Raw genomic sequence first — 20496 nt, 5'->3', positions numbered from 1 at the left:
GCAGAGGAGCACATCCATGGACATCGGACTGCTGGTGCTGCGGACGGTCCTGGCAGCGATCCTGTTCACCCACGCGACCCAGAAGCTGGCCGGCTGGTTCCACGGCCCCGGGCTGGCCCGCGCGACCACGATCTTCGAGGAACTCGACCAGCGACCGGCATGGCTCATGGTGCGCCTGGCGATCACCTGCGAACTCACCGGCGGCGCACTGGTGCTGCTCGGACTGGCCATGCCGCTGGGAGCCGCGATCACGATGGGCACCATGCTGGTCGCCGGCCTCTCGGCGACCGTTGCGGCACGAGCGTTCTGGAACACCGCCGGCGGAGGCGAGTACCCGCTGGTGCTCGGGGGCTGCGCCGCCGCCCTCGCGTTCACCGGCCCGGGCGGCCTCGCGCTCGACGCGATGATCGGCATGCCCTGGACGACACCGACAGGGGGCCACCCCGCCGTGGTGGGCGTCCTCACCGCGTGCGCGGCGCTGATCGCCGCCGCCCCACCGATCCTTCGCACACTCTCCACGCGACGAGGCACCGACTCGAGCACATCGACGTGAGCACGGCAGCGGCGCTGCCCACTTGCAGACACGGCTTCGTGGCGGTGGACCCCTACCCGAGGTTCTCCTGCCGCAGGAAGCACATGCGGCAGTTGTCCCCACTGGCGTAGGTGACGGGCCGCACGAACCTGAAGTGGTGGCGTTCCGGGTCGATCGCATCGGCCCAGTTCAGGTCGAAGCGGCACAGCACGGCCTGCAGTTGCGTGCGCCCGGCGGCCAGCAGCCCTTCGTGGAACAGGCATCGGACGACGTCGAGGACGTAGGTGTTCCAGTCGTCGATCGGTCGCTCGAAGGTGAAGGAGGGCCCGAAGTAGGTGGCCTCCCGCTCCTTGCTGGCGGCGACCATGGCAGCGAAGGGATCGGCGGCCTCGTCGAGGACGGTCGCCGTGCCGGCGAGGATGTGCTCACGGAACGGGCTGTTGAGGCAGTCGTCGACGAGCTTGGCAGCGGCGTCCCCGTGGAGGGGTTCCAGCACGTCGAACGCCGCGACCGCGAGCATCGTGAAGCGGATGTTCGCAGCGTCCATCGGAGTGCGCACGAGGTGCCTGAGCTGCTCGTCGAGCACAGCGAGGCGCAGCCGGACCTGCTGTTCCACGTCGGCGGGGGCTGGAATCCGGGCGAGGCGTTCGAAGAAGGCCTGCTCGATGAGCGCGGTCCAGTCGGTGGGGTCGACGGCAGGGGTGGTGGAGTTGCCCATGGTGGTCCTTCTGGTTCAGGACCCATCGAGGCGACGGGCGCGGCCACGGGAGCCACGGCTGATCGCCCCGGGAGGTCCGGGTTGACCAGCGCGCTCCACCACCATCCGGCGCTGCGTATGACCGTGAAAGTGAAGCGGGAAAGCGGAGGTGCGTCAACCGTGTTGCCGGGGTGCGCCAAGCCGAACTCGACGCAACACGCCTGCTACTGGACCGGACGCGACGTCGCCGCGCGAACCGGACGCGATGACCAGCACCTGCATGCTCGGGATCATCCACCGCGGATGGTCCGGCGGTAGCCGCCGGGCGTCGTGCCGACGTGGGCGCGGAACCGCCGCCGCAGGTTGACGGCGGACGAGAGGCCGACGCGTCGCGCGATCACCTCGACGGTCAGGTCGGTCTCCTCGAGCAGCGTGCGGGCCTCGGCGACCCGCCGGGCGAGCAGCCACGCGCCGGGGCTGGTGCCGAGCCGCTCGGCGAAGCGGCGGGCCAGTGTGCGCGGGGAGACCCCGACCTGCGCGGCGAGTGCGTCGACGCCGAGCGGCTCGGCCAGCCGGGCGGCTGCCCAGTCGAGGAGGCCGTCGAGCGGGTCCGGCGGGGCGGGGGCGTGCTGCGCCTGGCCGCCTTCCCGGTGCGGCGGCAGCACCATGTTCCGGGCGATGAGCGCGGCGTGCGCGGCGCCGTGGTCGCGGCGCACGAGGTGCAGGCACAGGTCCATGCCGGCGCCCGCGCCTGCGCTGGTGGCGATGTCGCCGTCGTCGACGTACAGCACGTCGCGCAGCACCTGGACCTGCGGGAACTCCCGCTGGAACTGCTCGACGCGGGACCGGTGGGTGGTGGCCCGGCGCCCGTCGAGCAGGCCGGTGCGGGCCAGCGCGAACGCCCCGGAGCAGATCGTCGCCAGCCGGGCGCCGCGATCGTGCGCGGCGACGATCGCCTCGCGGACGGCGGCGGAGACCGGTTCCTCGACGGGCGTCCAGCCGGGCACGATGACGGTGTCGGCGTCGGCGAGCGCCGACAGGTCCTGGCGCACCGTGATCGAGTACCCGGAGGAGGTCGCGACCTCGCCGGGCGACTCCGTGCAGATCGCGAACTCGTACCGCTGCGGCACGCCCGGCCGCGCCAGCCCGAAGACCTCGCCGGCGAACCCGAGCTCGAGCATCGACTGCACCGGCCGCACGACCGCCACCACCCGGTGCATGGCAGGAAAGTACCCGACGTCGTCGATCACGGCACCTGCCTGCGCGTGATGCGCCGACCAGGGTGGAACCCATGCACCCCGAGATCATCGAGCAGGCGGGCTACACCTCCGTCCACGTCGACGACACCCTCGCCCGGGAGCTGTTCCCCGGTATCCGCCTGCGCACCCTGTGGCAGCACCCCGACGGCGCCACCGCGCACGTGCTGGAGATGGATCCGGGCACCTCCTGGCCCCGCCGTGACGTCCACGAGCCCGGCGACGAGGAGGTCTTCGTGCTCGACGGGGTGTTCCACGACGGTGCCCGCGAGTACCCGGCCGGCACCTTCCTGCACGCCCCGGCCGGTTCGTGGCACATCCCGGCGAGCGGTCCGGGCTGCCGGCTCTTCGTGTTCTACCCGACGGGATAGCGTCGCCGCGTGCCCGTCCACCCGCTCTGGCGCCCGTACGAACTGCCCGACGACGAGGAGATCGCCCGCACCCGCGTCCGTCCGCACGTGCCGGCGCCGATCGAGGTGGTCGCGCCCGATCCGGGCTGGCCGGCGGCGTTCGACCGGGTGCGGGCCCGGATCGCCGCCGCGTTGGGCGCGGTCGCGTTGGAGATCGAGCACGTCGGCTCGACGTCGGTGCCGGGCCTGTGGGCCAAACCCGTGATCGACGTGGACCTGGTCGTGCCCGACTCGAGCGACGAGCAGGCGTACGTGCCCGCGCTGGAGGCGGCCGGGTTCGAGCTGCGCGGCCGCGACCCGGAGTGGGAGGAGCACCGCTTCTTCCGCGGCAGCGAACCGGCGGCGAACGTGCACGTGTTCTCGCCCGGCGCGCGGGAGTCGCAGCGGCAGCGCCGCTTCCGCGACTGGCTGATCACCCATGCCGACGACCGGACGGCCTACGGCGAGCTCAAGCGCTCGGTCGCCCGGCGGGGCTTCACCGACGTGATGCACTACAACAACGCCAAGGCGTGGTTGATCTACGACATCTACGAACGGATCTTCGCGGCCGATCCCGACGCGGCGCACGACCCGCAGCCGCGTCCTTGACCTCAGGCGGGCATGCCCAGGAACAGCATCGTCAGGAAGTCGGCGATCTGGCCCCAGAACGTCTGCTTCGTCTCCTCGGGGGTGTCCTCGGTCGGCTCGTCCACGGCTCCTCCTCCGGTGTCGCGCACCAGCGTTCTCGACGCCGTGCACGGGCGGACTCCCCGCGAGGTGACAGTTGCCTTACCGCTCAGACCTTGGCGACCGTGTAGGTGTGTCCGGCGGCGCGCAGCCGCTCCGCCAGCACGGTGCCGATGGCCGTGGCGGGGGTCAGTGAGCCGGCGCGGTCGGGCAGCCGGTCGGTGTCCAGCGCCAGCGCCAGCGCGCTCTCCCCGAGCATGACGGCGGTGGCCGCGTACCCGGGATCGCCCGGACCTGCGACGACGCCGCGGTAGCGCTGCCCGCTCTCCGTGCTCGCGTGGAACTCGCTGCGGAACCAGCCCTTGCGGCGCGCCGCCTCGTCCGGTCCGGCACCGGGGGCGGGCAGCACGCGGTCGAGCAGCACCCGCGTCGGCTTGAGGGTCATCGCACCGAGGAACGCGGCCAGCCCGCCGGTCACCCCGGTGGCCAGCGCGAGCCCGCCGATGCCCCGGCCGGTGCCCATGACCTCGCCGTAGCGCAGGTTGCGGCCGTACGCCCAGTCCAGCAGCGCGTTGCTGCGCCGCACGATCCGCGTGTTGTACGGGGCCATCATGAACGGCGCGGTCCACGTGCCGTCGGCGCTGCGGGCCGGCGGTCCGGCGTCGGCGGGCTGGCGCACGGCGGGCTCGGCGGCCCGGTCGGGGCTGAGCCCGTAGGCGTCGAACGTGAGCTTCCGGGCGACCTCGTCGGAGCGGATGGTGTCGATCTGGGTGCGCGCCGAGTCGAGCGTGCCGCCGGAGATCCCGCCGCGGAACGTCGCGACCATCTGGACGTCGGTGAGTCCGCCGGCTCCGTCGGCGACGGCCTGCTCGTGGAGCAGCAGCGTGCCGATGTCGGACGGGATCGAGTCGTAGCCGCACGAGTGCACGATGCGGGCGCCGGTGGCCCGGGCGGCGGCGTCGGTCTTGTCGGCCGCCTCGCGCACGAACAGCACCTCGCCGGTCAGGTCGGCGTAGTGCGTGCCGGCGGCGGCGCAGGCCTCGACCAGGGGCATCCCGTACTTCGCGTACGGCCCGACGGTCGTCGCGACGACCGTCGTCCCGGCAGCGAGCGCCGCCAGCGAGGCCGCGTCCGTGGAGTCTGCGACGAGCAGCGGCCACTCCCGCGCCGCCGCAGGCAGCCGGTCGCGGACGGCGACGAGCTTCTCGTGCGAACGGCCGGCCAGCGCGATCCGCGTCCCGGACGGCGCGTGCTCGGCCAGGTACGCGGCGAGCAGCTCGCCGACGAACCCCGTGGCGCCGAACACCACGACGTCGTGCTCTCGATCGGTCATCTCCGGGTTCCTCCCCTTTCCGCGAACACGGGCTGCAGGTCGGCGCCGAGCCCGACCAGCGCGGCGAGCACCGCGTCCGGGGCGGGCACGGCGTCCGGCACGGCCGTGGACAGCAGCGCGAGCCCGTCGTGCAGGGCGACGATGACGGCGGCGGCCGCGGCGGCCTGCTGCTCGTCGAGGTCGGGCGCGCTCGCGCGGACCTCGACGGCGACCGCGGCCAGGGCGGCGCGCAAGGCACCCGGCAACGCGGCTCCGACGGGATCGCCGCGACCGGACGCCACGACGGCCTCCAGCGCGGCCAGCACCTCAGCGCGCCGCTCGCCGAGCCCGTCGAGCATCGTGCGCAGGCCTGCGGCCAGCGGCGCGCCCTGTCCGGCGCCGTGCACCGCGCGGGACGCGGTGACCGGCCGCTCCGTCCAGTCCCGGACGAGATCGGTGAGCGCCGCACCCATCAGCGCGTCCTTGCTGCCGAAGTGGTAGCCGATGGACGCGAGGTTGGTGCCGCTCTCCTCGACGAGGTCGCGCGCCGTGGTGGCCTGGAGGCCCTTGCGCCGCAACAGCGTGCGCGCGGCCGCGCGCAGCGCCTCCTTGTGGCCTCGCGGCACGCCGACCTCCCCGACGGTTCGGTGAGCACCCTTTCTACACGCTTGTATAGAACCGCCGCCACCCGAACGCCGCTGCCGACGCCACGACGGCCAGCACCAGCAGCAGCGGCGCCGGGCCTGCCACGTCCACCGCGCGGCCGGCCGGCGCTGCCCCGATGGACGTCGCGGTCAGCCCGGCCGCGATCACCACCGAGACCGCGGCCGTCGGCGCCCCGGGCGGCGCCACCCGGCCCAGCTCCACGAAGAAGCCGAGCCCCAGCACGCCCGTGACCAGCCCGATCAGCACCACACTGATCGCGAACGGCCACGGCGCGGCACCGAGCACGAGCGTCGCCGCGAGCCCGAGGAGCAGCACCGGGAGCGCCGGGCGCCACCGCGAGCCGATCAGCGTGCCGGCGAGGCTCGCGGCCGTCAGCAGCGCGTACACCAGCGGGCCACCGGCGGCCGCGCCCGCGACCTGCGCCGTGCCGATCGCGAGACCCTGGACGACGATGCCCAGCACGATCCACCGCACCCCCGGCACGGCCAGGGCACGCGAGCGGTCGGCCACCACGCGGTGCCGGGACGCGGCGCTGACCGCGAAGAGCACGGCCCCGACCGTCGCGGACACCGCCGCCGCGAGCACCGCGCATTCCGGCGCACCCACGGCCCGCACGCCCACCAGCAGCAACGGCCCGGCCAGCACCGGCACCTCGAACAGCACCGTCGACAGGCCCACGGCGGCCGGCAGCAGGCACGGGCGGACCAGCCGTGGCCACAGCGCGCGCAGCGCCGTGGGCACCTGCGGCTCCCCGGCACCGACGACCACCGCCAGCAGAGCGACGGCCACGGTCTCGGTGACACTGACCAGCCCGGCGGTGGCGGCCAGGCGGACGGCCGCCGCCACCAGCACGACGGGCCGGGCGCCGAAGCGGTCGATCAGCCGGCCCTGCACGAGCATGCCGACGACGGTGCCGGCACCCAGCAGCGCGACCACCACGCCGGCGGCGGTGAACCCGCCGCTGCGGGTGCTGACCAGCACCAGGATCGCCGGGGTCAGCATCCCGATGGGCAAGGCCGCCAGCGCAGCGGCGAGCGCGGGCAGCAGGACACCAGGAACACGGAGAACAGCGAGCACGGGACACTCCGAGCACAGCCCAGGAGCGCGCCAACCCTGCCACCGGACGCGCTGCCATCCCGCTTGCCGTGATCACGGTAGGTCGATCACCGCGGAACGCGCAACGGCCGCCCCCTCCACGTCGAGGGGACGGCCGCCGCAGGGAACCGCCGGGTGTCAGACGGTGTCGTCGCCCGATCCGGCGTCGTCGGAGCCGCTGTCGTCGGTGGCGTCGTCGGTGGCGTCGCTGTCGTCCGCCTCGTCCGCGTCGGACTCGTCGGCCGCGCTGTCGTCGGCCTCGTCGGCGTCGGCCTCGTCGGTGTCGCTCTCGTCCGCGGCGCTCTCGTCGACGGCGTCGGTGGACGCGGCCTCCTCGGTGGCGTCAGCCGCCGGGGCACCGGGCAGGCCCGGCAGGCCGAGCAGGTCGGTGACCTGTGCGGCGCCCGGGATGTCCGGCAGCGTGGGAGCGGCCGACAGCAGGCCGGTGACGTCGGGAGCCTGGAACGACGGCAGCTCGAGCGACGGTGCGCCGAAGGCGGCCGGGTCGACGCTGGACGCGCCGTCCGCGAGGTCGCCGGCCGGCAGCTCGGCGGCACCGGCCGGGCCGGTGGCGGCGAGCATGGCGAGCGGGGCGCCGACCGCACCGACCGCGACGCGGCCGGCGATGCGACCCGCCGTCGTCTGGGCGGCGTGGCGGGCACGGTTCTTGGGCATGTGCATTCCTCTGCTCTTTCGGGGGAGCTGTCAGTGCGCCGCGGACGGGTCACGTCGGCCATCACGGGGAGCGACGACGGCGAGCCCGTACTGCGGTGCCCGGGACCATGGTGTGCCACCCGTTCGGCCGCAACTCGGGACCGTTGGTGACGAATCGGTGTTATCCGTCCGTCACCATGCCGCCGACCTCCCGATCTCTGTACTCCGATGGCCGGATTGCCCGATCCCGAACGTCACTCGATCGGGTGACAATCAGACCGGCAGTCAGAGATCGAGGGCAGCCCGCAGCGCGCGGTCCAGCGCCTCGCGGGTGTCGGTGTCGAGGGTGTCGACCCGCTCGGTCAGCCACGGCCGGTAGCACCGGGTCAGGATCCCGGCGTGCACCCAGCCGCGACCCGGGACGGGCACGGCGAGGATGTCGTCGGGATTGCGCGGGAGGACGGGCGCGGCGAGCAGCCACCGCCGCGGCGACAGGTTGATCCCGTCGCTGGACACGAGCACGACGAACAGGTGCCGGGGAGTGCCTTGCGGGGAGTACGACCAGACCTCACCCCGCACGCCGCTGGTGCTCCTCCGCCAGTGCGTAGTCGGACTCGTCGGCGAGCGCCTCGGCGAGGACGTCGGTCTCGGGCGCGGCGGCGGCAGGGCCGACGCCGAGGCGCACGGCTTCCCGGCGCGCGGCCCGTGCCAGCCATGCGGAGAGCGAGAGCCCGGCACGGCGGGCCGACTCCTCGGCCAGCCGCTTGGTGGCCGCGTCCATCGTGACCGTGAGCTTGCTCATCGCCATACCGACGACCATACCGCCGGTCGTACCGATGGTGGGGCTTTCGAGCTGGCCGAACAGCCGAACGTCGTAGTGCTCGGTGCGGGTCGCTCGTCAGGGGAGAATGGTGGAGTGACCCGCACCGTTGCCGACGCGATGATCCGCACGCCGCACACGTGCGGGCCGGCGACGACGGTGGCGGAGGCCCGTGCGGTGTTCGCCGACGACCACATCCACGCCGTGCTCGTCGTGGACGGCGCGAAGCTGCTGGCGGTGGTGGAGCGCGCCGACCTCGACGGCGCCGCCCCGGCCGCGCTCGTCCGCGATGCCGGCAAGCTGGCCGGACGGGTCGTCGGCCCGGACGGCGACGCCGAGGAGACCCGGGTGGCGATGGTGGCCCGCCGGCACCGCCGCGTCGCCGTCGTGGACGCGGCCGGCGACCTGCTCGGCCTGCTGTGCCTCAAGCGCTCCGGGACGGGCTTCTGCTCCCCCGCCGACGTCGCCGCCCGGGCGGCGGAACGCTCCGCGGGATGCGGGACGAGCGCCGGCTGAGAAGCAGCGGAGGGGATGGCCGGAACGGCCATCCCCTCCACACCCCCCGTACGCTGCCGCCCCCACGGCAGCGCAGGTACTACGCCGGCTCGAGCCGGCCCCGGCCTTGACGGGTGAGGCAGGCGGCCGTACGAGGCCGGGCGGCTCGAGCGGTTCCGTCGGCCGGCAGGTCGATCAGGCCCCGCCGGATCAGCCGCCGCGCCGCTGTCTGGTCGGCGCAGCACCGCCCGTCGATGACGAGGTCTCCCCAGCCCGGGCCGGACAGCTCGGCGCGCCCCTCCGCGACCGCCCGCAGGATGGCGCGGTCGCGGAGGCTCAGATCCGGTTCCGGGTCGGCGTCGGCCTCGGCGTTCACGACGCCGACCCGGAAGTCACCGCCGCGTCCTCTGCGGCGAGGTCGACCTTCGCGGTCTCCCGGGAGAGCACCACGCAGAGCGTGGTGACCGCCAGTGCGACGACCACGTAGATCGAGACCGCGAGCGAGCCCTTGTACGCGGCGAGCAGGGCGGTCGCGATGATCGGCGCCAGTGCACCACCGGCGATGCCGGCGAGCTGGTAGCCGATGGACGCCCCGGTGTAGCGCACCGACGTCGGGAACATCTCCGCGATGAACGACGCCTGCACCCCGTACATCGCCGCGTGGAAGATCAGCGCGACGACGGCGGCGATGGTGATGAAGAGGAAGCTGCGGGTGTCGATCAGCGCGAAGAACGCGAAGACCCACACGGCCGCGCCCACGGCACCGGCGATGTAGATCGGCCGCCGCCCGTAGGTGTCGGAGAGCGCGCCGAACAGCGGGATGGCCACGGTCTGCACGGCCGCCGCGATCAGCACCGCACCGAGCGCCACCGAGCCGGGCAGCTTGAGGAAGGTGGTGATGTAGGTGGTGATGAACAGGACGAAGATGTAGAAGGCGATGTCCACACCGACACGGGCGCCGAGCGCGAGCAGGATCTGCTTCGGGAAGCGGCGCACGACGTCGACGATCGGTGCCTTCGCCTTCTCGTCCTTCGCCTCGACGCCCTTGTAGAGCGGGCTCTCCGCGATCGACATGCGGATCCACAGGCCGACGATCACCAGCACGCCGCTGAGCAGGAACGGGATCCGCCAGCCCCAGGACAGGAACGCCTCCTTGTCCGTGACGACCTGCATGAGCGCGAGGACACCGTTGGCGAGCAGCAGGCCCACGGGCACGCCGACCTGCGGCCAGCTCGCGTTCAGCCCGCGCTTCCTGGGGTCGCCGGACTCCAGCGACATGAGCACGGCGCCGCCCCACTCGCCGCCGAGCCCGATGCCCTGCAGGAACCGGAGCAGGACCAGCAGCAGCGGCGCCCACACCCCGATCGCGCCGTAGGTGGGTACGGCGCCGATGAGGAACGTCGCGGCCCCCATCAGCACCAGGGTGATCACCAGGACGTTCTTGCGGCCGAACTTGTCGCCGTAGTGGCCGAACACGATGCCGCCCAGGGGGCGGGCGACGAAGCCGACGGCCGCGGTGGCGAAGCCCAGGATGGTGCCCACCAGCGGGTCGAAGTTGGGGAAGAACAGCACGTTGAACACGAGCGCGGTGGCCGTGCTGTAGATGAAGAAGTCGTACCACTCCAGCGAGGTGCCCACCAGGCTCGCGATGATCACCCGTCGTACGGAGTTTGCCGGTCCACGGCTTCGCACCGCGGATACTGATGCTGACATCGGTGTCTCCTCGCCCTTGACGTCGCCGTGCGGTTGGATTGCGAGAAGAGTAGGGATTGTTGAACAATCCGACAAGAGGATGGTTGAACTTTCTTGGCGAGGAAGCCGGAGGACCGCTGATGCCAGGTGCCGACCTGATCGACACCCTCGCCCATGCGGCGGAGTCGATCCGCCGCTCGACCACCGCTGAACAGGTCGCCGAGACGCTGCGCCGCCAGATCACCGACGGCGCCGTCCCACCCGGCACGCGGCTGCGCGAGGAGGCTGTCGTCGCGGCGATGGGCGTCTCGCGCAACACCGTCCGCGAGGCGTTCCGGCTGCTCGCGCACCAGCGGCTCGTCGACCACGCCCTGCATCGCGGGGTGCACGTCCGCGCCGTCTCCCGCGACGACGTGCGCGAGCTGTTCGTGACGCGCCGGCTCGTCCAGCCGCTCGGCGTCGAGGCGGCGCTGCGCGATCCCGCGCTCTGCGCCGCCCTCGACGAGCGCGTCGCCGCGGCGGCCCTGGCCGCGGCCGCCGACGACTGGACCGCCGTCGGCACCGCCAACATGGCGTTCCACCTGGTGATGGTGGCCGGCTGCGGCAGCGCGCACGTCACCGCGATGTTCGAGCAGCTGGTGGCCGAGCTGCGGCTCGCGTTCCTGCAGATGCCCGACCACCGCAGCCTGCACGAGCCCTACGTCGCGGCCAACCGGCGCCTCGTCGACCTGCTCGCCGCAGGGCAGCGCGCGGAGGCGCTCGACGAGCTGGCGCGGTACCTGGACTCGGCCGAGGCCCAGATCCTGGCCGCCCTCTGACGTCACGCACCGAGTGCGGTCGTCACACAGGTTGCAGCATGTGTGACGACCGCGCTGGGTGTGTGACGTCGTCAGGAGCCGGCCGGGAGGGACCGCTCCACGATCGCCGCGACGTCCGTGCCGGCCGGGAGCGTGCCGAACGCCAGGCCGCCGTCGCCGGCCAGCCGCGAGGCGCAGAACGCGTCGGCCACGGCAGCAGGCGCGTGCCGCACCAGCAGCGCGCCCTGCAGCGCCAGCGCCATCCGCTCGACCAGCCGCCGCGCCTGCCCCTGCGCGCTGTCGGGATCCGCGGCCAGGCCGGCGAGGTCGGCCGCCAACCGGTCGACGGCCGCGTCGAGGCGCCGGTCCGCGCCGTGCGCGCGGGCCAGCTCGCTCATCAGCGCCTGCCCCGTCTCCGGCTCCCGGGCGAGTGCGCGCAGCACGTCCAGCGCGTTGACGTTGCCGGCGCCCTCCCAGACGGAGTTGAGCGGGGCCTCGCGGTAGAGCCGCGGCATGCCCGACTCCTCGACGTACCCGTTGCCGCCCAGGCATTCGAGCGCCTCGGCGGTGAAAGCCGGCGCCCGCTTGGTGACCCAGTACTTGCCGACGGCCGTCGCGATCCGGCGGAACGCCTGCTCCTCGGCGTCGCCGCGGATGGCCCGGTCGGCGGCGCCGGCCAGCCGCAGCCCGAGCGTCGTCGCGGCCTCGGACTCGACGGCGAGGTCGGCGAGCACGTTGCGCATCAACGGGGCGTCGATCAGCCGGGAGCCGAACGCGCTGCGGTGCCGCGCGTGGTGGCCGGCCTCGACGAGCGCCTTGCGCATCAGCGCGGCCGAGCCGCCGACGCAGTCGAGCCGGGTGCAGTTGACCATGTCGATGATCGTCTTGACGCCGCGTCCCTCGGGGCCGACCAGCCACGCGAGCGTGCCGTCGAACTCGGGCTCCGACGAGGCGTTGGAGCGGTTGCCGAGCTTGTCCTTCAGCCGCGTGATGCGGAACGTGTTGCGGCTGCCGTCGGGCAGGACGCGCGGGACGAGGAAGCACGACAGCCCGCCCGGCGCCTGTGCGAGCACCAGGAAGACGTCGCACATCGGGGCGGAGGTGAACCACTTGTGCCCGCGCAGCGCGTACGTGCCGGGCTCGGCGGTGGGGGTGGCCGTCGTGGTGTTGGTGCGCACGTCCGAGCCGCCCTGCTTCTCGGTCATGCCCATCCCGGCGAGGATGCCGCGCTTCGTGGTGGGCACGCGCAGGCCGGGGTCGTAGACGCGGCTGGTCAGCAGCGGCTCGTACACCGCGGCGAGCTCCGGCTGGTGACGCAGCGCCGGCACGGCCGCGTACGTCATCGACATCGGGCAGCCGTGGCCGGCCTCGGTGTGCCCCCAGACGAGTGAGCCGGCGAACCGGGCCACGTGGGCGCCTGGCCGCTCGTCGGCCCACGCCGACCCGGCACCGCCCTCGGCCACGGCGACGCGCACGAGCTCGTGCCAGCTCGCGTGGAACTCGACCTCGTCGATGCGGTTGCCGTACCGGTCGACGGGCCGCAGCACCGGCGGGTGGGTGTCGGCCTCCTCGGCCCACCGCTGGGCCTGCTCGCCACCGGCCAGCGCGCCGAGCCGGCGCAGGTCGGGCTCGTGCCAGCCGGCGCCCTCGCGGTGCAGCCCTTCCAGCAGCGCCGGATCGGCCGCCGCGTCGTACGGGGCGTGCGGCGGCGGCTGGTTGGTGACGTCGTGGGTGGCGTACGGCAGCGCGACGGGGGTGCCGATGGTCATGCCGTCGAGCATTACACTTCGCCATCAGCCGTACAAGATGTGTAATAGCGCCCATGCCCGTGGACGATCTCGGCCTGCGCCCGCTCAGCGCGCGGTCCGTCGTCCTGTCGTTGCTGTTGGGCACCCATCCGCCGGAGCTCGCGGCCCGTGCGCTGGTGCGCGGCGCCGAGCGGCTGGGCATCGCCGACCGGACGCTGCGCGTGGCGCTCACCCGCATGGTCGCCACCGGTGACCTCGTCCGCACCGGCACCGGCTACCGCCTCGCCGACCGGCTCGTCCACCGCCAGCAGCGCCAGGACGCCGCACTGGAGCCCGCGACCCGGCCGTGGCGCGGGCGGTGGGAGATCGTCGTCGTGACCGCGGTCGGCCGGCCCGCCCCCGACCGCGCCGAGCTGCGCGCCGAGCTCACCGGGCTCCGGCTCGCCGAGCTGCGTGACGGCGTGTGGACGCGCCCGGCGAACCTGCGCCGCGAGTGGCCCGCCGCGCTCACCGAGGTGACGACCCGGTTCGTCGGGCAGCCGGCTGGGGCGCCCGCCGCGCTCGTCGAGGCGCTGTGGGACCTGCCCGGATGGGCGGACCGGGCGCGCCGGTTGCAGGGCCGGTTCGCCGCCACCACCGACCTCGCCGACCAGGTCACGGTGGCCGCCGCGATCGTGCGGCACCTCGTCGCCGACCCGGTGCTGCCCGCGGCTCTGCTGCCGGCGGAATGGCCGGCCGCACGCCTGCGCGCGTCCTACGCACGGTTCCGCGCCGACCTGCCCGGACGGCTGCTGGAGTAGGCCGAGGTCAGCTGCCGACGAGCAGGCCGCCGTCGACGGCGATGGTCTGGCCGGTCATGTACCCGCCGGCATCGCTCGCCAGGAAGAGCAGCGCCGCGGCGAGCTCCTCGCTCCGGCCGATCCGCTTCACCTCCGTCTTCGCCACCATCCGCTCGACGTGGTCGTCGTCGAACTGGTCGGACATCTCCGAGGCGAAGAAGCCGGGTGCCAGCGCGTTGACCCGGATGCCCTTGCGGCTCGTCCACTGGTTGGCGAGGTCGCGGGTGAGCCCGATCAGCGCCGCCTTGCTCGACGAGTAGGCCGCCTGCGGCAACCCGAGCGTGGTGAGTCCGAGGACGCTGGAGATGTTGACGATGGAGCTGCCCGGCCGCATCACCTTCCCGCAGGCCTGCGCCATCCAGTAGCAGGCGTTCAGGTTCAGCTCGATGACCTGCCGGAACTGCTCGGGCGTCTCCCGGCTGGCGGGCACCGCCGTCCCGATCCCGGCGTTGTTGACGAGGATGTCGACGCGGCCGAACTCGGCCTCCGCCGCAGCGACGAGCGCCTGGCACTCCTCGGGCCGCGTCACGTCGGTGCGCACGGCGATCGCGCGCCGCCCGGTGCTCTCCACGAGCTTGCGGGTGTCGGCGAGCTTGTCCTCGCGACGTGCCCCCAGCGCGACGTCCGCACCGGCTTCGGCGAGCGCCTGCGCGAAGGCCACCCCCAGCCCGCTCGACGCACCGGTCACGACGGCCACCCGGCCATCGAGGCGGAAGAGATCGAGGATGGTCACGTGAGCCCCCTTGTCCGTGGCGACGTCACACACCGCGTGGCCACCGCACACAGGTTGCAACCTGTGTGAAGGGGCCACAACCTGTGTGAGGTCAGAGGTGCAGCTCCCGGTCGACCCCGACGTCGGCGAGGAACCGCTCGTCGTGGCTCACCACCACGAGCGCGCCGCGGAACGCCGCCAAGGCCTGGACGAGCTGGGCCGTGCTCACGATGTCGAGGTTGTTCGTGGGCTCGTCGAGCAGCAGGAGCTGCGGGGCGGGTTCGGCGAACAGCACGCAGGCGAGCGTGGCGCGCAGGCGCTCGCCACCCGACAGCGCCGCAACGGGCAGGTGGGCCCGGGCACCTCGGAACAGGAACCGGGCCAGCAACCCCATGCGCTCGGCGGGGAGCAGCCCGGGCGCGTGGTCGGTCAGGTTCTCCAGGACGGTGCGGGCGTCGTCGAGCAGGTCGAGCCGCTGCGACAGGTGCGCGACGCGCCCGGCTGCGCTGCGGATCCGGCCGCTGTCGGGAGCACGGACGCCCTGCACGACGCGCAGCAGGGTCGACTTCCCGGAGCCGTTGGCGCCGGTCACCGCGATGCGCTCGGGGCCGCGGATGGTGAGGTCGATCCCGTCTCCGGCGAACAGCGGCCGGCCGTCGACCAGCACCTGCAGGTGCTCGCCCTCGAACAGCGTGCGGCCGGCGGGCACGGCCGTGCCGGGCAGCTGGATCGCGATGACGTCGTCGTCGCGCAGGGCGCGCTCGGCCTCGTCCAGCCGGGTGCGGGCGGCGCCGACGCGGTCGGCGTGCATGCCGTCGGCGCGGGCGGCGGAGTTCTCCGCCCTGCGCTTCATGTTGCCCGCGAAGATCTTCGGCAGACCGGCGTCGGCGACACCTCGTGCGGCGGTGCTCGCGCGGCGGGCGGCCCGTTCGCGCGCCTGCTGCATCTCCCGCTTCTCCCGCTTCAGCTCCTGCTCAGCGTGCCGGACGGCGCGTTCGGCGACGGCCTGCTCGGCCGCGACGGCCTCCTCGTAGGCGGTGAAGTTGCCGCCGTAGAGGGTCAGCCGGTCCCGGCCCAGCTCGGCGATGCGGTCCATGCGGTCCAGCAGCGCGCGGTCGTGGCTGACGACCAGCGCCACGCCGCGCCACCCGTCGAGCACGTCGTGCAGGCGGTGGCGCGCGTCGACGTCGAGGTTGTTGGTGGGCTCGTCGAGCAGCAGCACGTCGGGTTGCTTCAGCAGCTGCGCGGTCAGCCCGAGCGTGACGATCTGACCACCGGACAGCGTGTCGAGCCTGCGACCCAGTGCGACGTCGCCGAGTCCGAGCCGCTCGAGCTGGTTGCGGGTGCGCTCCTCGACGTCCCAGTCGGTGCCGATGGTGGTGAAGTGCTGCTCCGTCGCGTCCCCGGCCTCGACGGCGGCCAGCGCGCGCAGCACGGGGGCCACGCCGAGGACGTCCGCCACGGTGAGGTCACCGGCCAGCGGGAGCTCCTGCGGCAGGTAGCCGAGCACACCCGTGACGGTGACGGAGCCGCCCGCGGGCGGGAGGAGGCCGGCCACCAGCCGCAGCAGCGTGGACTTGCCGGCGCCGTTGGGCGCGACGAGACCCGTGCGACCAGCACCGATGGTGAACGACAGGTGCTCGACGACAGGGCTGCCGTCGGGCCACGCGAAGGACAGGTCGGAACAGACGATGGACATGACGGAGGAACTCCTGGAGGACTGGAGGCGGACACGACGACGGGACCGCGCGCTCAGCGTGCGGTCGACCGCTCCGGATCACCCGGAGATGTCGTCGTCCACCACCATGAGATCTCCTCGAAGACGTCGTCCCTTCGTCCGAGCCTAGCAAGACGATCACCCGGAGGTCGCCACGATGACGCGGACGTTGACCCCGAAGGGCGCCGCCACCCGCCGGCGCATCGTCGAGGGCGCGGCAGCCGAGATCCGCGAGCGCGGCGTCGCCGCGACCACGCTCGAGGACGTCATGGCGCGCACCCGCACCAGCAAGAGCCAGGTCTTCCACTACTTCCCGCAGGGCAAGGACGAGCTGCTGCTCGCCGTCGCGCAGTTCGAGGCCGACCGCGTGCTGGCCGACCAGCAGCCACAGCTGGGTGACCTGTCGACGCGGGCCGGGTGGCACCGCTGGCGCGACGCGCTGGTCGAGCGCTACCGCGCGCAGGGCTCGTCCTGCCCGCTGGCGATGGTCAACTCCCACCTCGGGCGCAACACGGCGGGCACGCAGGCAGTCGTCTCCGGGCTGATGCACCGCTGGGAGGGCGAGCTCCGGGCCGGCATCGAGCGGATGCAGGCCGCAGGCGACGCCGATCCGGCGGTGGACGCCGGCCTGGCCGCGGCCGCGCTGCTGGCCGGCATCCAGGGCGGAGTGGGGCTGCTCCTCGCCACCGGCAGCACCGCGCACCTGGAGGCCGCGCTGGACGTCACGCTGGCCCACCTGCAACGCGGTCAGGCAACAGCCACTGCCGCCCGCCCGCCGTCCACGTCGAGCACGGTGCCGTGCACGAACTCGGCGTCGTCCGAGGCGAGGTAGACCGCGGCCGCCGCGACGGCTTCCGGCCGGCCCGGCTCACCTGCCGGCGTGCCGGCCATGAGCTCCCCGCCGAGGGCGGGCGCGCCGGGTGCGAGGTCGGCGGACCGGATGACGCCGGGGAGATCGCGTTGACCCGCACGCCGCGCGGCCCGAACTCGGCGGCCCAGGCGCGGGTGAGCGTCTCCATCGCGCCCTTCGTCGCGCTGTAGAGCGAGCCGGCCGGGACGGCGAGCCGGGCGATCCAGGACCCCAGGTTGATGATCACGCCGTGCCCGGCGGCCACCATCTGCGGCACGACGGCCTGGGTGAGGAAGAACGACGCCTTCACGTTGACCCCGACGATCCGGTCGAACGTCTCCTCGTCGGTGGTGAGGGTCGTGGCCGGCGGGTAGATGCCGGCGTTGTTGACGAGCACGTCGATGCGCCCGCCGAGCCGCTCGGTCGCCTCGGCGGCGAGCGCCCGGGACGCCGCCGGGCTGCCGTCCAGATCGGCGACGACCAGGTCCGCCCGCCCGCCGCGCTCGCGGACCGCGTCGACGACGGCCGTCCCGCGGCCGGCGTCGCGGCCGGAGACGATCACGTGGGCGCCCTCCGCGGCGAGGGCGAGTGCGACGGCGCGCCCGATGTTGCTGGTGGAGCCGGTGACGAGGGCCGTGCGGCCGGACAGTCGAGTGTTCACGCCCGGCACGCTAGGAGCGCATTTCTGGACCGGCAAGTCCAGTTGAACGTGGCCCTCGCTCGTCAGGGCCGGTCCAGGTAGTCCTGCACCTGCTGCACGTCGCCCGACCCGGCGACCATCCCGACGTACCCGTCCGGCCGGACCAGGACGAGCACGTCCTGGTCACCCGGCATCGGCCGGACGGTCGCGCCGTGCAGCGCGTCGAGCGCTTCGGCGGCCGCGCCGAAACCCAGCACCGTGAACCCGCCGCCGCCGATCTCGGCGAGCCAGGGTGCGCGGTCGCCGGCCCGCGGCCCGTCCCACGGCACGAGGTCGCGCGACAGCGGGCCGCCGCGGTAGCCGAGCTCGAGCTGGCGGTGCTCCGGCCGGCGCACGGCGTCGAGCGAGCCTTCCCCGTTCGTGACGGACGACCACATGCTGCCGAGCCCGCTCCGGCTCGTCTCCAGCGTCCACTCGGCGATCGGCACCCGTTCCTGCTGGTAGGTGTCGAGCAGGGTCGGGGACGCGGTGCCGGCCAGCGTGCGGGCGAGCTTCCAGCCGAGGTTGTACGCGTCCTGGATGCCGGTGTTCATGCCGAGACCGCCGGCCGGCGGGTGGACGTGCGCGGCGTCGCCGGCGAGGAAGACCCGGTCGACCCGGAACTGCCGGGTCATCCGCACGTTCACGCGGTAGGTCGACATCCAGGTCGGCTCGCCGATCGTCACGTCGGACAGGCCGGTGAACAGGTCGATCTGCCGGCGGAACTCGGCCGCCGAAGGCTCGCCCACGTCGGGCGCGGCGGCGACGAGCTGCCACTGGGGCACCGCGCGGAACGGCGTGAGGGCGAGCATCCCGCGGGCCGGGTCGATGAACAGGTGCCCGCACTCGCGGGACAGGCCGCGCACCTCGACGTCGCCCAGCACGACCGACGTCGCGTCACTCGATTCCCCCTCGAACGGGACGCCGAGGGTCTTGCGGACCGTGCTGCGCCCGCCGTCGCAGCCGACCAGGTAGCGCGCGGCGACGTCACCGCGCGACGTGCTGGCGACGACGTGGTCGGCGGCCTGCGCGAGGCCGATCAGGGCGGTGTCGAACTCGACGGTCACGCCCAGCTCGGCCAGCCGGTCGCGCAGGATCGCCTCGACGATCGACTGCGGCAGGATCAGCGCGTCCCCGGGCGGCGACTCGCGGACCGGACCACCGCGGACGGTCACGCGGGTCGGCGGCGTCCAACCGGCCGCTGCCACGGCGTCACCGACACCGAGGTCGGCCAGCACCTCGAGGCTGCGCTGCTGCAAACCCTTGCCGCGGGAGCCGGCGAAGTGCGCCGGGGCCTGGTCGATGATCCGCACGTCGACCCCGCGGCGGGCGAGGTCGACGGCCAGCGCCAGCCCGGTGGGACCGGCACCGGCCACGAGCACGTCAGTGATCAGCACCTCCGCGATACTACATGTTCGACATGTCGATTACGACACCCCGAACCACGTGACGAGATGCTCGTCGAGGTCCTGCTGGTCGTCCCCGACCCAGGCCACGTACCCGTCCGGACGCAGCAGCGCGGCCGGCACCTCCAGCTGGTCGCTGACGTCGACGACGGCGTCGACGCGGTCGGCCCACCCGCCGACGGAGAGCCGGCCGGTCCCGTCGAGCAGCAACCCGCGGCCGGCGCGGAGCAGTTCGAAGAGGCGACCGTCCTTCAGCTGCGCGTCCGGCATCCGTCGCCCGACCAGCTCGTGGTCACCGCCCAGGTCGTAGCGGATCCCGAGCCCGACGGCCTTCTCGATCAGGAAGCGGTTGACCTCCTCGAACTCCGTCAGCTCCGAGAGGAGCCTGCGCAGCGCCTGCCCGGCCGGGTCGGTGGACATCGCGAGCGCCTGCACCCGGATGGTGTCCAGCGCAGCTGCCGCCACCGGGCGCCGCTCGGCCTCGTACGTGTCGAGCAGGCCCTCCGGCGCCCACCCGGCGACGGCCGCGGCGAGCTTCCAGCCGAGGTTGAAAGCGTCCTGGATGCCCAGGTTGAGCCCCTGCCCGCCCACCGGGGAATGGACGTGGACGGCGTCGCCGGCCAGCAGCACCCGGTCGACGCGGTAGCGCTCGGCCAGCCGGGCGGCGTCGGTGAAGCGCGACAGCCATCGCGGCGAGTGCACCCCGAAGTCCGTCCCGGCGTAGGCGATCAGCTGCTGCCGGATCTCCTCCAGCGTCGGCGGCACCGAACGGTCCTCCGACACCTTCGCGGCCGGCGCCATCACGCGGTAGACGCCGTCCCGGCCGGACGGGCCCAGCCCGAACCACTTCTGCGTCTTGCGGATCTCGGTGACCAGCTCCGTGATCTCCTCGGCCGGCGCGGTCACCTCCATCTCGCCCAGCAACGTCTCGGTCGTGGCCGCCTCGCCCGGGAAGTCGACGCCGAGCAGCTTGCGCACCGTGCTGCGTCCGCCGTCGCAGCCGACGAGGAAGCGCGCCTGCAGCTGCGTGCCGTCGGCCAGCTCGACGGTCACCCCGTCCGCGTCCTGGCTCAGGCCGACCAGCGTCGCGCCGCGGCGGATCTCGGCCCCGAGCTCGGCCGCGTGCTCGGTCAGCAGCCGGTCGGTGATCGGCTGCGGGATGCCGAGCACGATGGTGTGCGGGGTGGTCAACCGCTCCGGCCACAGCTTGGTGACACCGCCGAACACCCCGGCGAGCGGGTACGCCGTGCCCTCCGCCAGGAACCGGTCCAGCAGGCCGCGCTGGTCCATCACCTCGACGCTGCGCACGTGCAGTCCCAGCGACCGGACGATCGGCAGCGGCTCCTGCTCCTTCTCCAGGACGACCACGTCCACCCCGCGCAGGCGCAGCTCGGCAGCCAGCATCATCCCGGTCGGTCCCCCGCCGGCGACGATCACGTCGTACATGCATCCC

The 20496-nt window shown here is 73.6% G+C and carries 22 protein-coding genes and 1 pseudogene; 7 read left to right on the top strand and 16 right to left on the bottom strand.

From position 1 onward, the window contains the following. Positions 1-16: 16 nt before the first annotated feature. Positions 17-553: a DoxX family protein gene (locus tag ACQEVB_RS08450; protein WP_432967130.1), complete on the top strand. Its 537-nt coding sequence runs from the start codon at positions 17-19 to the stop codon at positions 551-553. Positions 554-605: 52 nt separating this feature from the next. On the opposite strand, the gene ACQEVB_RS08445 is transcribed toward ACQEVB_RS08450, so the two are convergent. Both ACQEVB_RS08445 and ACQEVB_RS08440 read right to left on the bottom strand, forming a co-directional pair. After that, complete coding sequence (locus ACQEVB_RS08445; protein WP_432967128.1) at positions 606-1250, bottom strand: L-2-amino-thiazoline-4-carboxylic acid hydrolase; 645 nt, start codon at positions 1248-1250, stop codon at positions 606-608. Positions 1251-1519: 269 nt separating this feature from the next. Next, positions 1520-2449, bottom strand: coding sequence for a GlxA family transcriptional regulator (locus tag ACQEVB_RS08440; RefSeq protein WP_432980230.1), 930 nt, complete (start codon positions 2447-2449; stop codon positions 1520-1522). Positions 2450-2520: 71 nt separating this feature from the next. Here ACQEVB_RS08440 and ACQEVB_RS08435 point away from each other — a divergent pair, with 71 nt between their 5' ends. Then, positions 2521-2856 (top strand): cupin domain-containing protein, encoded by a 336-nt coding sequence (locus ACQEVB_RS08435; RefSeq protein ID WP_432967126.1) that lies wholly within the window; start codon positions 2521-2523, stop codon positions 2854-2856. 9 nt (positions 2857-2865) lie between these two features. Continuing rightward, positions 2866-3483, top strand: coding sequence for a GrpB family protein (locus tag ACQEVB_RS08430; RefSeq protein ID WP_432967125.1), 618 nt, complete (start codon positions 2866-2868; stop codon positions 3481-3483). Between the two features lie 187 nt (positions 3484-3670). Here ACQEVB_RS08430 and ACQEVB_RS08425 read toward each other — a convergent pair whose 3' ends face one another. The 6 genes from ACQEVB_RS08425 to ACQEVB_RS08400 form a co-directional block, all read right to left on the bottom strand. Beyond that, positions 3671-4894: a saccharopine dehydrogenase family protein gene (locus ACQEVB_RS08425; protein WP_432967123.1), complete on the bottom strand. Its 1224-nt coding sequence runs from the start codon at positions 4892-4894 to the stop codon at positions 3671-3673. After that, on the bottom strand, positions 4891-5499 hold the full coding sequence (locus ACQEVB_RS08420) for a TetR/AcrR family transcriptional regulator (RefSeq protein WP_432967121.1): 609 nt from the start codon (positions 5497-5499) through the stop codon (positions 4891-4893). The genes ACQEVB_RS08425 and ACQEVB_RS08420 overlap by 4 nt, the downstream gene beginning before the upstream one ends. 34 nt (positions 5500-5533) lie before the next feature. Further along, positions 5534-6616, bottom strand: coding sequence for a hypothetical protein (locus ACQEVB_RS08415; RefSeq protein WP_432967119.1), 1083 nt, complete (start codon positions 6614-6616; stop codon positions 5534-5536). Between the two features lie 156 nt (positions 6617-6772). Then, entirely contained in the window at positions 6773-7309 is a 537-nt protein-coding gene (locus tag ACQEVB_RS08410) for a hypothetical protein (protein ID WP_432967117.1), read from the bottom strand. Positions 7310-7573: 264 nt separating this feature from the next. After that, positions 7574-7867 carry a hypothetical protein gene (locus ACQEVB_RS08405; protein ID WP_432967115.1) on the bottom strand — a complete coding sequence of 98 codons (294 nt, stop codon included), beginning with the start codon at positions 7865-7867 and terminating at the stop codon, positions 7574-7576. Beyond that, positions 7857-8096, bottom strand: coding sequence for a hypothetical protein (locus tag ACQEVB_RS08400; protein WP_432967113.1), 240 nt, complete (start codon positions 8094-8096; stop codon positions 7857-7859). The genes ACQEVB_RS08405 and ACQEVB_RS08400 overlap by 11 nt, the downstream gene beginning before the upstream one ends. Positions 8097-8204: 108 nt before the next feature. Between ACQEVB_RS08400 and ACQEVB_RS08395 the strand changes: the two genes are divergently transcribed. Continuing rightward, positions 8205-8624, top strand: coding sequence for a CBS domain-containing protein (locus tag ACQEVB_RS08395; protein ID WP_432967111.1), 420 nt, complete (start codon positions 8205-8207; stop codon positions 8622-8624). A gap of 79 nt (positions 8625-8703) precedes the next feature. On the opposite strand, the gene ACQEVB_RS08390 is transcribed toward ACQEVB_RS08395, so the two are convergent. Beyond that, entirely contained in the window at positions 8704-8979 is a 276-nt protein-coding gene (locus ACQEVB_RS08390; protein ID WP_432967109.1) for a hypothetical protein, read from the bottom strand. After that, entirely contained in the window at positions 8976-10316 is a 1341-nt protein-coding gene (locus ACQEVB_RS08385; RefSeq protein ID WP_432967107.1) for an MFS transporter, read from the bottom strand. Before ACQEVB_RS08385 ends, ACQEVB_RS08390 begins: the two co-directional genes overlap by 4 nt. Positions 10317-10435: 119 nt before the next feature. Here ACQEVB_RS08385 and ACQEVB_RS08380 point away from each other — a divergent pair, with 119 nt between their 5' ends. Beyond that, complete coding sequence (locus ACQEVB_RS08380; protein WP_432967105.1) at positions 10436-11113, top strand: GntR family transcriptional regulator; 678 nt, start codon at positions 10436-10438, stop codon at positions 11111-11113. A 71-nt stretch (positions 11114-11184) separates the two neighbouring features. Here the strand turns inward: ACQEVB_RS08380 and ACQEVB_RS08375 are convergent, their stop codons facing one another. Next, the gene (locus tag ACQEVB_RS08375) at positions 11185-12861 is read right to left on the bottom strand and encodes an acyl-CoA dehydrogenase family protein (protein WP_432967103.1); all 1677 of its coding nucleotides are present in this window, start codon (positions 12859-12861) and stop codon (positions 11185-11187) included. 53 nt (positions 12862-12914) lie between these two features. Between ACQEVB_RS08375 and ACQEVB_RS08370 the strand changes: the two genes are divergently transcribed. Further along, positions 12915-13640: a hypothetical protein gene (locus ACQEVB_RS08370; RefSeq protein WP_432967101.1), complete on the top strand. Its 726-nt coding sequence runs from the start codon at positions 12915-12917 to the stop codon at positions 13638-13640. Between the two features lie 7 nt (positions 13641-13647). Here the strand turns inward: ACQEVB_RS08370 and ACQEVB_RS08365 are convergent, their stop codons facing one another. Next, on the bottom strand, positions 13648-14412 hold the full coding sequence (locus ACQEVB_RS08365; protein WP_432967100.1) for an SDR family NAD(P)-dependent oxidoreductase: 765 nt from the start codon (positions 14410-14412) through the stop codon (positions 13648-13650). A gap of 91 nt (positions 14413-14503) precedes the next feature. Next, a complete protein-coding gene (locus ACQEVB_RS08360; protein WP_432967098.1) occupies positions 14504-16090 on the bottom strand; it encodes an ABC-F family ATP-binding cassette domain-containing protein in 1587 nt (528 codons plus the stop codon). 175 nt (positions 16091-16265) lie between these two features. Here ACQEVB_RS08360 and ACQEVB_RS08355 point away from each other — a divergent pair, with 175 nt between their 5' ends. Beyond that, on the top strand, positions 16266-16940 hold the full coding sequence (locus ACQEVB_RS08355) for a TetR/AcrR family transcriptional regulator (protein ID WP_432967096.1): 675 nt from the start codon (positions 16266-16268) through the stop codon (positions 16938-16940). On the opposite strand, the pseudogene ACQEVB_RS08350 reads toward ACQEVB_RS08355, so the two are convergent. The 3 genes and pseudogenes from ACQEVB_RS08350 to rox form a co-directional block, all read right to left on the bottom strand. Further along, positions 16856-17619: pseudogene (locus ACQEVB_RS08350) on the bottom strand (SDR family NAD(P)-dependent oxidoreductase). The gene ACQEVB_RS08355 and the pseudogene ACQEVB_RS08350 sit on opposite strands and share 85 nt — an antisense overlap. Positions 17620-17681: 62 nt before the next feature. Continuing rightward, complete coding sequence (locus ACQEVB_RS08345; protein ID WP_432967094.1) at positions 17682-19034, bottom strand: FAD-dependent monooxygenase; 1353 nt, start codon at positions 19032-19034, stop codon at positions 17682-17684. Positions 19035-19064: 30 nt separating this feature from the next. Further along, complete coding sequence (gene rox / locus ACQEVB_RS08340) at positions 19065-20489, bottom strand: rifampin monooxygenase (RefSeq protein WP_432967092.1); 1425 nt, start codon at positions 20487-20489, stop codon at positions 19065-19067. Positions 20490-20496 lie beyond the last annotated feature (7 nt).

This window comes from Pseudonocardia sp. CA-107938 (assembly GCF_050936315.1).
In the GTDB taxonomy this organism is placed as follows: domain Bacteria; phylum Actinomycetota; class Actinomycetes; order Mycobacteriales; family Pseudonocardiaceae; genus Pseudonocardia.
This window is presented reverse-complemented; position numbering and strand designations above follow the sequence as displayed.